Origin of the sequence: Halolamina salina (genome assembly GCF_042678005.1) — an archaeon.
GTDB lineage: Archaea > Halobacteriota > Halobacteria > Halobacteriales > Haloferacaceae > Halolamina > Halolamina salina.
The window spans coordinates 21,816-34,676 of record NZ_JBHUDH010000254.1 but is presented as its reverse complement, the minus strand read 5'-3'; the positions used below and the strand labels follow the sequence as shown (position 1 = coordinate 34,676).

The 12,861-nt window shown below is 52.6% G+C and carries 10 protein-coding genes and 1 pseudogene; 6 read left to right on the top strand and 5 right to left on the bottom strand.

Translation table 11 applies throughout. The features are described 5' to 3' along the window. Positions 1-96: 96 nt before the first annotated feature. A complete protein-coding gene (locus tag ACFR9S_RS15610) occupies positions 97-2,937 on the top strand; it encodes a DEAD/DEAH box helicase (protein WP_379730378.1) in 2,841 nt (946 codons plus the stop codon). A 13-nt stretch (positions 2,938-2,950) separates the two neighbouring features. Here the strand turns inward: ACFR9S_RS15610 and ACFR9S_RS15605 are convergent, their stop codons facing one another. Continuing rightward, positions 2,951-4,012, bottom strand: coding sequence for a transcription initiation factor IIB family protein (locus ACFR9S_RS15605; protein WP_379730377.1), 1,062 nt, complete (start codon positions 4,010-4,012; stop codon positions 2,951-2,953). 104 nt (positions 4,013-4,116) lie between these two features. Between ACFR9S_RS15605 and ACFR9S_RS15600 the strand changes: the two genes are divergently transcribed. From ACFR9S_RS15600 to ACFR9S_RS15585, 4 genes are read left to right on the top strand one after another with little or no spacing between them, the layout of a single operon-like run. After that, complete coding sequence (locus ACFR9S_RS15600) at positions 4,117-5,541, top strand: DEAD/DEAH box helicase family protein (RefSeq protein WP_379730375.1); 1,425 nt, start codon at positions 4,117-4,119, stop codon at positions 5,539-5,541. A 53-nt stretch (positions 5,542-5,594) separates the two neighbouring features. Beyond that, complete coding sequence (locus ACFR9S_RS15595) at positions 5,595-5,771, top strand: hypothetical protein (RefSeq protein WP_379730374.1); 177 nt, start codon at positions 5,595-5,597, stop codon at positions 5,769-5,771. After that, complete coding sequence (locus tag ACFR9S_RS15590) at positions 5,768-7,843, top strand: AAA family ATPase (protein ID WP_379730372.1); 2,076 nt, start codon at positions 5,768-5,770, stop codon at positions 7,841-7,843. Before ACFR9S_RS15595 ends, ACFR9S_RS15590 begins: the two co-directional genes overlap by 4 nt. Position 7,844: 1 nt before the next feature. After that, positions 7,845-8,297, top strand: coding sequence for a hypothetical protein (locus ACFR9S_RS15585; protein WP_379730371.1), 453 nt, complete (start codon positions 7,845-7,847; stop codon positions 8,295-8,297). 594 nt (positions 8,298-8,891) lie between these two features. Here ACFR9S_RS15585 and ACFR9S_RS15580 read toward each other — a convergent pair. Then, positions 8,892-9,821, bottom strand: a complete 930-nt coding sequence (locus ACFR9S_RS15580; RefSeq protein ID WP_379730370.1) for a transcriptional regulator TbsP domain-containing protein — start codon at positions 9,819-9,821, stop codon at positions 8,892-8,894. 83 nt (positions 9,822-9,904) lie between these two features. Continuing rightward, positions 9,905-10,366 carry a helix-turn-helix domain-containing protein gene (locus tag ACFR9S_RS15575; RefSeq protein ID WP_379730369.1) on the bottom strand — a complete coding sequence of 154 codons (462 nt, stop codon included), beginning with the start codon at positions 10,364-10,366 and terminating at the stop codon, positions 9,905-9,907. 648 nt (positions 10,367-11,014) lie between these two features. Between ACFR9S_RS15575 and ACFR9S_RS15570 the strand changes: the two genes are divergently transcribed. Then, positions 11,015-11,245: a hypothetical protein gene (locus ACFR9S_RS15570; RefSeq protein ID WP_379730368.1), complete on the top strand. Its 231-nt coding sequence runs from the start codon at positions 11,015-11,017 to the stop codon at positions 11,243-11,245. Between the two features lie 91 nt (positions 11,246-11,336). Here ACFR9S_RS15570 and ACFR9S_RS15565 read toward each other — a convergent pair. After that, positions 11,337-11,465, bottom strand: a pseudogene (locus ACFR9S_RS15565) (DUF6884 domain-containing protein); the annotation flags it as partial. Between the two features lie 144 nt (positions 11,466-11,609). Next, positions 11,610-12,857 (bottom strand): hypothetical protein, encoded by a 1,248-nt coding sequence (locus tag ACFR9S_RS15560; protein ID WP_379730367.1) that lies wholly within the window; start codon positions 12,855-12,857, stop codon positions 11,610-11,612. Positions 12,858-12,861: the final 4 nt, after the last annotated feature.

The following is a 12,861-nucleotide window of genomic DNA, read 5'->3' as shown; positions in this document are numbered from 1 at the left end:
ATGACTCGACGGTTTCCGACTCCGATTATCGGCGTTCCAACGGACGTATCCCGATATCGAACCGTTCTGGATGTCCTTGCTGACGAGTCCACAGGAATGGACTGGGAGCGCTTCAAGGAGCGATGTCACGAGCAGATCCGGAAATCGGATGGCGATCGATATTCGGTTTCCTATATTCGTCGGATACTGTCGACGTATGCTGAAATCGGGGTTATTGAACGCGAAGATGATGTTGTCCGAGCGGCGCCATTCGCGGATGAGTACCGGTCCGGTGAGATCCCATTTGCGGAATTTCTCTGGAGATGCCTCAAACGCAGTTGGGTTGCGAAAGCCAAGAAGCCGGAAGGTATTGAGGGTCTCTCGGCGGTAATGGAAACGGTTGAGGATACCTCAGGCGGCCTCAAATTGGGCGAGATTGAATCCCGACTAGCGGCCGAAGACGACTACGAGTTCAACGATCAGGGCATCCGTGGATATCCAGACTTGCTAATTCTCCTGAGAATATTCGAGAAGGAGGGCCACACGTACTCGATAGCAGACTCAGAGACTGTTAAACGGTATAAACGTCGGTTCCGATCGACAGACGTCTTTGATACCCTTGAGGCACATCTGAAGCGAGAGGGATCACTCGTCACGCCCCCTAGTGACACGGCAAAGCGGGATTTGATGAAGTACTACATGTACCGTGAATCGGGGGGCTGGTCTAAGCGGGGCCAGTGGTACCGGACGTTTTGGAAGGATTACCTCAAACCAGAGACTCGGAACGGAAACACTGGATCTGAACTCCGCCGGAAAGACAAATACCGAAATGTCGATTCAAAGCGAAAATCCCTCCGTGACCAGATCGTTTCCCGGTATGATTCCTTCGAGAGCCAAGATCTGAGTGGCCTATCGACCAGCGTTCTAGAGCGAATTGAATCCGCAAACTCGCAACAAGAAGCTCATCGGATCCAGTTGTCCGCAGGGAGCGGCATGTCGAAAGCGGATCTTGAACTCCTTGCTACAGACGATCGCCCTGCTTACACGTTTGATTCGGAATTCAGCCTGTACGATTGGCAGAAAGAAGCAGCTTCCGAATGGTTCCAAGCTGGGCAGGGCAGCGAAGCACAATCTGGTATTGCACAGGTAGTGACAGGCGCAGGCAAGACAGTCATGGCACTGGAGGTTGTTCGAAGGTGGCTTCAACAATCCGATGAGGATCGTGTGGTGACCGTCGTTGTCCCTACGAAGGTCCTCATGCACCAGTGGCTTACAGAGCTGGTTTCGACACTTAACGTCCCGATCGACGATATCGGATGGGCCGGCGGCGGAACGAAACACAACTTCGAGGACTGCAAAATCCTTGTCAGTATTGTCAATAGCGCCGTTAAAGACGATTACCTCGGCAATGCATTGGAAGCGGTTGGAACACCAGAACATCTGCTGATCGCCGATGAGTGCCACCGCTATACTGGTGATAAATTCTCCAATATCTTCACCTATCCACGAGCGGCTTCCCTCGGTCTGTCTGCGACACCCCTCTCTCGTGAAGATGACCTAACGGACTCCGATAAGCTCCTTCTCAGGGAGTTGGGAGACATCTACTATCGGCTCCGCTATGATGAAGGTATCAATCGAGGGCTTATTCCCGAATTCACTATCCAGTATGTCGGGTTCGACCTTGCAGGCCCTGAACGGAATGAATATGAAGAGTTGTCCCGGCAGGTTTCTGATGCGGTCAAGGAGATCCAAGAGCGATACCAGGGGCGGCTACATGAACTCCCGGGCGGGTTTTCACAGAAACTTCAGACCATCCGCAACGAGGTCGAGGGACCAACTGGTGCGATTGCAGACTACTTCCGATTCACACAGGAGCGTCGCGAGTTAGTAGCTAATGCCGTCTCTCGGCAGGCGATTACGCTTCAATTACTGGACAATGCGGTGGAGAGAGGAGACAAGACCATCGTGTTTCAGGAGCGTATCGAACAGCTTGAACAGTTGGTCGCCCCGTGGGAGCACCGAGGTATCGACGCCGGGACAAAGGAGGTCGCCGATACCGAATCGGCCTCTCGACAACGCCTCTACCAGACGTTCGACGGGTTAGAGGAAGTCGATCAGGAGATCGAGAACCTATTCGCACAGTCGGATTTCTGGCCCGTGATGTACCACTCCGGCCATCGACGTGACGTCTGGAACGATATCTCGATGGACTGGTTCCGTGAAGACGACATGGCTAACGTGATGTTGAGTGTGAAGGCATTGGTGGAGGGCGTCGACGTCCCGAGCGCAGACGTCGGGATCGTCCGTGTCTCCAGTAGTAGCATTCGACAGCGTATCCAAACCCTCGGCCGAATTCTTCGGACGGGAGAAGACGCGAGTCAGGAGTCGACGTTATATGTTCTGTATGCCCGGGACACCGTCGATGAACGGATCTTCCGTGAATACGACTGGAAAGAAGAATTGGCGAGTGCGAAAGTTGAGCACCGGGTCTGGGAGCGTGACGATGACTCCTTTACGTCAGGGACTATTCGGCCAGCAGAACCCGATGAACTCCCACCACGACCGGAAAAGGTTCCACCTGCTGAAGACCTAGACTTCGGTGAAGTCTACGACGGTCCGTGGGAACAGGCCCGCGAATTGAGCGTCGACAGTCGGGGGAAACTATTCAGGAAGGGCCGGGCCGGACGCGAATATCTTGAGCCGGGCCCCCTGGAAGACGCCGTCGAGTTCGTTCTTCGGGAGAAAGGAGGCGGCCGTATCAAGATCACAGAACATGGATTCGTCCTCTCATTTATCGATGGTGAGCCGATCTTCCTCGGCACCGTCGACGACGATTACGAATTCCAAGAAGAGGACACCCCTACACGAATAACGGACGATCCAGAGACTGATTCTCAAGAAGATTCTTCCAGCAGTCTAACTGAAGAACCCGATGATTATGACGATATCTTCGAGTAGAGTTATGGTAGCATTAGGACGGAGGAGTCACTGCCTGTAGCAGGGATACATTCGAACGAATATCGTCGGTTTTCACCCCGGATAGTGCTTTCAGCGTTGAATAATTGAGATCGTAATCGGCTCGCCGTGCACCGACCATCACTATCGCCATTCCCCACCGTAGCGGTTTCTCGTCCGGTTCATCGTCAATTTCTTCCGACTCGTGAACCAACTCTTTGGACTCATCAACAAAATCGAGTACAAAACGGATTTCAGACCTGACCTCGGGCTGGAGCTTGATACGGTCGATTGCCCATTCTACGACCTTTGTGACGTCATCTTCTGGCCGTTCAATCTCATTTACTACTTCACGCTGCTCTTGGTAGCGATTACGAATTGTTAACTCCGACACTTCTGCGACATCGCTGATTTCTGACTGCGTTATATCGTAATCCTGCTCCCTGCAAGCGTTGTAGATTGCAGCTGCCGCCAGCCCAGTTGGACTTTTTCCACTTGTGATTTCTGCTTCATTACAGTAGTCCAGGATTTGCTTTGCCCGAGGACCGACTGCTGGAACAAGATTCAGTTCTTCACAAAACCGGCCTACGTACATCGAGGCGTCGAAAAACGCAGTTGGGTCGAGCCCTAGCTCTGAGACGATTTCTTTCGATGTTCGCAACAGGATCTTTCTGGTAACCATCTCATTACTCGTCCGAACGATATCTTCCGGCGTAATGGGGTACTCGTTGAGCTTTGCGGATGAATAGACTATCCCGGCGACAACAAGCTCAATGAGGAACTCATCTGTGGTTGCCGTATACTGTTTGAAGGTTTGTTCAGCCATCTGTTTCACACTCTTTGGAAGATCGAGAGCTTCACAATACCGGTCGATCTCACGGTTGGCGAGCTCAAGTTGCCGCTCCGCGGTTACCCCATGGCTCGGATGCCAATTCGACACCCGCTGTTGCCAGGTGGTAGGACTATCAGCGGAATCGCTACGTGGCTCCTCAGGAGGATCTTCCAGTGAGATACTATCTGGAAGGAGCTGATCGAGCTCCTGGTCAAATTCCTCATTTAGCTCCGAGCTATCTGCCATCCCCAGACATATGTTCAGACTAGACAATGAGCTTGCTGGTAGTACCACTTCCCCGGTTCGCTGTCCGATAATACTAGTTTAGCCCCCACCAATTGGACCATATCGTGACCTCTGAGTTTACTCGCCCAGATTGGGTGGAAGAACGACCGTATCAATCCCGTGCTGTCGAACAGTGGGTTGACGGCAATGCTCAGGGGATTCTCAAAATGGCTACGGGCACGGGGAAGACTATCACCTCTCTTCTCGCTGCCGAGCATGTGTCGAATGTATTCGATGGAAATATCGCGCTAATTGTCGCAGTTCCATATCAGCATCTCGTAGAGCAGTGGGCAGAAGATGTGCGTGAATTTGGGGCCGACCCTATCCTGGCCTATAAGTCACGAAACTACTGGCAAGAGCCGTTCCAACAGCAGGCTCTAGCGTTCAATACTGGCGCCCGGGAGACCTTTACCGTCATTACAACTCATAATACGTTCGCTACCGAGGCGTTCCAAAGCGAACTTAGCCGAATCAGCCAGGCGAATCAAATGCTGATCGCTGACGAGGTGCACCACATGGGCGCTCCACATCTCAAATCAGCTCTCCCAGATCAAATCCCAATGCGGATGGGTCTCTCGGCGACGCCTGAACGGTGGTATGATGAAGAGGGAACCGAGGCGCTGAATCAGTACTTCAGTGGTGGTGTGGTATATGAATACTCTCTCGCGGAAGCAATCGAAAATGGCGCACTATGTGAATACTACTACATTCCGCATATTGTCGAATTGACCGATGAGGAGGCGTTGGAATACGAAGAATTGTCAAGCAAAATTGGTCGGCTCGCCTCGCGTATTGATGATGATCTAGGGGATGCTGATCTACAGTCGAATTACAAACTCAAACAAGCGCTATTCAAACGCGCTCGACTGCTGGGAACCGCTGAAGGGAAACTCGAACGGCTATCGAGACTTGTCCCCGAACAGGGAGACGTTCACCATATGCTGGTCTACTGTGGTGACGGTTCTGTTGAGAGGGAATCTAGTGGCCGGACGAAGCGGCATGTGGATGCAACAGTTGAATTGCTCCGGAAAGACTTGGGTGTCAGAGCTAAGCGGTTCACGGCTGAGGAAGACCAGAACGAACGGGAAGAGTTGCTGGCCGAGTTCGAACGCGGTGATTTAGAGGCCCTCGTTGCGATTCGCTGTCTCGATGAGGGCGTCGATGTTCCAGCGACAGAAACCGCCTATATCCTCGCTAGTTCATCCAACCCTCGACAGTTTGTCCAGCGCCGGGGACGGATTCTCCGACCACACAAGAACAAGGAGTTCGCAGTGGTCCATGACTTCATCGTTTCACCACCGCAGCGCCTAGCGGATGGTGATGGCCCAGTATTTTCGGCTGAGCGGTCCCTCGTGCGGAAAGAGCTAGAGCGAGTGATGATGTTCGCTGAAAGTGCCCGCAACCACCCAGATGCTGATGTTGATGGGATTCCCACCAGTGAGGCAAGCCTCCAAGACCTCAAACGACGTTTCAATTTACTCGATCTCTGAGGGGTGTTGAGCTCACACAATGGTTTAGTAAGTTGAGGACTAGAATCTAGGCTATGGCATCGGGTGCATCCAGCGTTGAGGGGGTCTCTGAAGAAACGCTTGAATTCATCAAAGCTCGTGTTTTGGAGAAGGAAGAGGAATTACTGGATTACAAGCGACCACCAAAGATTCGTCCTGATCTGAAGGAGATTATCGAGCAGGAGATCACTGAGGAGAACCTACAAGAATGATCCTGAAATCGCTCGAAGCACGGAATTTCAGACAGTTTCGTGATATCGAATTAGAATTCTCCACGGACTCTGATCGGAACGTCACTGTCATCCACGGGCAGAATGGCTCGGGGAAAACTACTCTCATGAACGCGTTCCTGTGGGGCCTGTACGAGGATCTCCGCTCACTTGAGAATCAGGACCAGCTCGTTAATCAGGGAGCGTTTCTAGAAACCGACCCTGGTGAGTCGGTTCAGATAGAGGTTGTTCTCGAGTTTGAACATGATGGCCGTCACCACACGGTGACTCGCCGACATACAGTTCAAAAGCGGTCCGAGGACGACCAAATTGGACAGGTTATCGATGAAGAACTGACGGTCGAATATCTGAATGAACAGGGGGAAGTCGTCGAACCGAACACAGAGTTGCGGTATATCCGGCAGATCATCCCCCGTGATCTCTCAGACTTGTTCTTCTTCGACGGCGAGTATATCAACGATCTCAGCGGCATCGACAATCAAGGCGAAATCCGTGAGGCAATTCGGAAAATGATGGGCCTCACGATTTTAGATCGCTCGACTGACCACCTAGAATGGGTCGAGAAACAGTTCCGGGAGGAGCTCCAGAACGCTGGAGGAGCGGAACTTCAGGAGCTCATTAACAAACAAGAAAGCAAGGAGGAGGAACAGCAACAAATCGAGCAGAAGCTCGAAGACAAGAAACGGAAGAAGGCGAGGATTCAGGAGGAAATCAACGATATTTCTGCCGTTCTCGAACAACTCGACGAAACCGCTGAGCTTGAGGAGAAACGGCAGAACCTCCAGGATCGAATTTCTGACCTCGAAGACCACAAGCAGTCTATTAATTCGAAACTGGAGGCGCAGTTATCGAAGAACGGCTTCCTCACCTACGCGATGCCGGCGTTCAAAGAGACGGCCGAAGATCTGGATGAACTCCGTGAAGCCGGCGAAATCCCGAGCGAACTAAGCAACGAATTTGTCGATGATTTGTTGGAGTCTGGAGAATGTATCTGTGGTCGTGAGCTCGTCGAGGGAACACCCCACTACGAGGAGGTCAAAGGCTACAAATCGACCGTCAATGCTGACGGACTCGACCAGACGGCTATCAAGCTAATCAGTCACTTTACTCAAATCGAATCGGCAACAGAGGAGTTTAAAAAGGATACTGACGAGCTTATCGAAGAGCGTGAGCGGGTCGATGCGAAAATAAATGATCTTCGTGGAGATGTTGATGACATCGAAGTCAAGATCGAAGAGCTAACCGACGATTTCGACGACTATGCAGATGAAACGGGGATTGACTGGGATGAGCAGGATATCCAGTCCCCGAGTGACCTTCAAGCAGCTAGACAGGAAAAACAAGAGGAAAAGAGCTCTGTTGTCAAAGAAATCGGCAAGTTGGAAGACAAGATCGAGATTCTTGATGAAGAAATCGAGGACCTCCAAGAGGAGATTGACGCCGCAGAATCCGAAAAGCGGGAGGCAAACTTAGCCAGAAAGCGGATGCAGACGGCGAAGGCCGTTCGCCAAGACATGGAAGAGACGTACGAAGGCTTCCAGCATACTGTTCGCGAACGGGCCAACAAACGTGTCTCTGAGACCTTTGAGGACGTGATCACATCCGACTATGAGGCCCGAATCACCGATGACTTTGGGTTGAAAATTTACGACCCCAACTATGATCAGGCGCTTCCAGTCAACAAATCTCGGGGGGAGCGCCAGGTTGCGAGCCTGTCGTTCATTGGAAGTCTCGTCGATATTGCCAGGGAACGGTACGAGGCTGAAGAGGACTACAAGTTCTTCAGTGGCGGTATCTACCCAATCGTGATGGACTCTCCCTTCGGTAGCCTTGACAACCAACACCGGCGGGATGTTAGCGAAACGATCCCCCAGCTCGCAAACCAGGTTATTGTTCTGGCGACTGACTCGCAATGGGAGGGTCCCGTGAAAGAGAGCATGCTGGACAGAATCGGTCGCCAGTTCTACCTTGAATACGAGCAACACGGTGGAGCACACGGAACGCCAATGACAACGGTCAGGGAGGAAACGGTGGCTGCAAAGGAGGTGCAGTAATATGGCAGACGTTCGAATACATTACCGGAAGACCGACATTTACGAACGACTCGTGGACGAAGAGGGGATATTCGACAGCTATGTCGACTTGTTCGTCTTCGCAGCATGTCGTGGATACGCCGAGGGTGAACGCGATCAGTCGGATTACAAAGGCGATGCCGAGATGCTCTGGATGCACTTCGGAAACAAAGATTTCCATCGTGCCGCTGCCGCCTGTATCGCCTACCAGACGACGAACGATCCGAACTCATTGATGGACCACGAAGAGCAACTAGATATTTTAGCACAATATGCCTCCGCTGGGGCAGACATTCTGCAGGATGATTACGGTGAGGTCAAGGGGTCGCCATTGAACAGTCTCCTGAACGACGTGAAGCAGTACGAACCTGATTCCGATGAGGAGGAAGGAGGAGTTTCCGCACTCGAGAAGCTGCGGAAGGACATGAATATGTAGTACACCAGGACTCCGATTATCTCACTACCTGTTGTCTAATTTCTCTGACGGGACATTGATAGATCTCTCATACTGCCACCCAAATCGACCGTCGATACATTCATCCCACCATTCCTATGATGTGTTTCGATCCAACAGGCCCGCGCGATTGATGAGCTTTACAATTTCGTGCCAGATTTCGATATTGCGATCTCTACAGAGGGACCGCTAACGCTCATTCTAGACACGCGAGTTGATGAGCTTCAACTTGGTCGCATACTGCGACGCCAAGGAGTCATGCATCCGGTGGGATGGAGTTTGGACAACGGAACCATGACCTCGCAAAAACAATTGCGGAGGAAGTACCTGACACCGAACTAGGCGATCGAAGGCCAGCTTCTTAGGTTCTTCAATTCGATCGACGGTGACTTCATCGCCAAGGAGAACGCACACTTGTCCCTCGAGACAGATGTAGGTCTACCTAATAGCCGGGATTATCACCCTATTAGCGGTTACCGAAACTAGTGTGCAATCAACATTGGTCATTGTCTGGATATCGGTCTAGATGGTTACCTGGCCATACGGATACAGCAAGGCTGCAATCTCTGGGTTTCGTCAGCTCGATTTTAATACGTCCCGAATCTCCTTTTCCATCGTAGCGAGGATATCTGACTCCTTACCGGGCTCTGAGTCGGTTTCTCCAGGGTTCGAACTTGCAGTGTCATCGGCTTTTGTTGGTTCAGAAGATTTGAGGTCCTCTCTATCGGAGCGAGACTGCATCGATACATCCAGTTCCCTGCCATCGGGAGCCTCGGCGATCTCTACCCTCTGGACATCGTCTGACAGATGAAGTCGTTCCCGTGGTCGCCCCACCTCAACGGGAACCGATTCGGTCACGATAACGCCGTCATCCACCAGATTAGACTTTCGCCGTGAGATAGTGGCTTTGCTTGCTAGACCAATATCTTCCGCCCACTTCCCAAGGTTATATTGGAGTGCTCCACTCTGTGCGGCCGCAATTACGGCAACCGATACTTCATCTAATGCCCCCAGCTCCTCAAGATGTGCTGCCAGTATGAGTCGTTCAAATTCGAGCCGTGTGTTTTCTCCAACTTCCTCTTCAAGTCGAGAGAGAATGGTTTCCCAGCCAGGAGTATCGAACTGAGCTACTGTAGCCTCTGTAGCCAGTGAATCGAATTGCTCGACGAGATCCTCGAACTCCCTATCCCGCGGTACATCTACGAGCTGTCCGACCGAACCGAGAAGAATTCTAAAATGGATTGTATCCTCAGAGATTAGTAAGGTCGGTAGCTCACTCTCTTCGATACCATAGACGGAGAGTTCGGATTCGTCTATCAACTGCCGGAAAAACGAATTAAGCGGGAATGTGTTTTTTACCTCATCAATAGTTGACTGGGGAATTAGAATATCTGCCCCCTCCACCGAGATTGATTCAAGTGATTCGAGGATATCGGGCACCGAAACTGAGCTAGCAATGGAGATTCGACCATCTACAAGTGATTTCTCCACACTTATTGCGGGCATTATATATCTTGTCGGGGGTTGAACGCTGAAAAAGATACTCCTGAAGGAACCAAACCATTCACAGTAAATTAGGAAGTGCGATTTCAGAACTCTTTGAACTCTGCGTTTAGTTGAGCAAGGATGTCCTGCTCTTCTTCCGAGTCAGATCCTGCATCATCCTCTCTCTCGTCGATATCCAATTCCTCGAAAATTGCTCTGAGTGTCGACGCCCGAGGGTTCACGTCGTCGTTTTCGATCCGTGAGATCAGTGGTTGAGAAACGTCCGCGGCATCGGCGAGTCCCCCTTGTGTGTATCCTGTACCCTTTCGGGCATCACGGAGGGCTCCAGGCAACATCACGGAGATGTCCTTGGCGTCAATGGGTAGCTGGGCCTCATTCAAGGCGGTTACAATACAATGGACCGATTCAAGGGTAGGGTCAACATCTCCGTTTTCGATACGTGCTATCAGTGGCTGTGACACTCCCGCCTCATCTGCGAGTTCACTTTGGGTCATCCCCCGTTCTTTCCGAACATCTCTGATTTCCTCACCAGTCGGGATTACCACATCCCCCTCATTGGCTTTTGGATACAATTACATTTCGTTACCAGTAGCAGTCGACAGGAATGGGCTGAAGAAATATGGTAGCAAAAGGGAAACCGAGAGAGTTTGTTGGTTTTGATGTGAAGAATCGGCCATGAATTGCCGAAAGAGACGTTGGACATAGCGAATGTTGAATATTGAGAGCGTGATTGGACAGTGAACCACCGGCGGCGAAGCCGTCACGGGCTACCGTTGATGGGTCGAATATCAGAATCAACGGCGAATAGTCTCCGTCCTATATTTCGTTCAGTACGGCAACACTGGAATCGAATGTGGTGTGTTTTCACTAGAGAGTACCCCGTACAATTGAGTTAATGCTATGTCGATGTAGATCGGTTACTTGCTTGCCTGAATCGTTTGGTTGCATGCTAGCCGGGGACAACAGACCATTGAATAACAGTCTCGATGAGAGATATACGTTTAAGACCGTGATGCAATACCGATGCTCTACCTCGAGCTAGCAATTCGGAAAAGTGAACCGTGCCGTGGTCATCACACCTTCGTAACGATACTCTCGATCCCGAAGGGCACCGTGTCGTTAACGCGCTACCCAGTATAACGGGGATTACCGTACCATAGTGCTGATAAGTACTGATTTCATCGCTAGTCGTAATGCGACGGTTTTCGAAAGGTGATCGTGTCAGGATCGATATTCCTGATGAGAGTGATCCCGAACATGACGAGTATCACGGAGTGCATGGCCAGATCGTCACTGTGTTCAAGGATGATGCGGCGAGTGTGACCGGGCAATCGCAGGATTCAAAGTTGTATCGAGTTGCACTGGAAACTGGCGAAGAGGTCGATTTCCGCGGGCGGGATCTCCGTACACCAATCGATGAATGACGGTTCTAACCGAGTACCGTGAAAGAGATGGGAGTGTTTGGAGTTGCGTGAGAATAATTTTCGCCCACTCGAATTTTCGTTCGACTGATGCGCGGCTTAGCGTGTCGTCGTACGGTTCGATCGGTGGACCGTTAGGATTGATGACTCCGTGTTTTGTGGAGAGGATGTACCAGTCATCGTGGTTCTCAATAGCGAATTGGTGTGCTTTCCGGAAGAACACTGACTCGTCGTACAGGTCCCGTGGCGGTGCGGCGTGGCTCCGCTCGCTCTTCGTGCAACTAGACGAGCCCGATTTCCATACTGAGACGCGTAACGCCGACCAGAAATAAGTCAGGTAGCGGTCGCCAATAGAACGGGTGCAGTGTTAGTTCGTCGCGGTGCCAGGTTTGACTGAGTGGGCTAACGCCCACGGGTTCGAGAGGACTTCGTCCTTGTCGTCTGTCCCGGCGTCTGTAAGCAGGCCGACGTGGTACAGGTGGTATTTGAATTGGAAGTGGATCCCAGATTTGTACACGGTCGGATCAGCCAATGCTGATTCGTCGATGTCGCCGTCGGGGCCGAGGACGTCTGCGCGTCTGGGTTGGGTGAAGAAGACTTCGACGGCGAGGGGTTGGTTGATGCGGCAGGCTTCGCGGGCGACGGCGTCGATTGACGGGTGAGTAATGCCGCGGTTGTGGAGTCGTTCGAGGGATTCGATGATGAGTTGTGTGGGGTCGTATTGGATGGCGACTGACCGGGCGAGTTGCGCCCAGCGCGGGGCGAGTTCGGTGAATCGGGTGGGTCGGCCTTTCCACGATGCGAATTCGTCAAGGGCGGCGGTGATGCTGCCGTGCTGGTCGCGGGCGAACCGGACGGCGTCTGCACCGAGGTGGGTGAGCGTGTCCCCGTCGGGGTGGTCGGCGACGAGGCCGAGGAGGAGTGCACCGCGGCGACCGCTCGATACACTGTTGATGACGTTGTCAGTGTACACGACTCGCGTGTCTTGGTCGGCGGCGAGTGCGAGGACGTACCCGAGGTAGTTTTTCGGGTGGTTGACGGGGAAGCTGCCTTCAGTGAGGCGGTGAGTTGTGGCTTGGAAGCGGACGGCGTCGATCGTCGTTGAGAAGTCACCGGCACCGGTGACGCGGGCAGGTTCGATGAGTGTCGCGTCGGTCGCGGTGTCGACGGCGATAACGCCGATGTTGAGGTCGCGTGCGAGGGCGCGGGCCGTGTCGGTAATCGCTTGGGTCGGGGCGGCGACGTACCCGAGGTTGGCTTCGCCGAGGTGACTGTGGGCTTGCGTGATCCCGGTTTGCACGTCGGCGGCCGTCGGGTCGGTGTTGTCGCCTTTGGCTTCGATGACGGTGACCGGGGTTGTAGCGGCGTTGGCGTTCAAGACGTCGACGGTAGGCATGCCGACGCCGAGCAAGTCAGGTTCGCCGTCTGCGAGCCGGATCGTGTTGTACGGGGCGAGGCGACGCCGAACGGCGTCCGGGATCGGCCAGTCACCCCACGTCGGTTGCGTGAACTGCGTTTCCGTGACGGCGTACTTGTTCGAACGGTTGTCGAGATCCGGGTAGAGCGTGTCTTTCGCCGCAGCAAGAACCGCAGGTTCCGGGAGTGACGCGGCCATTAGG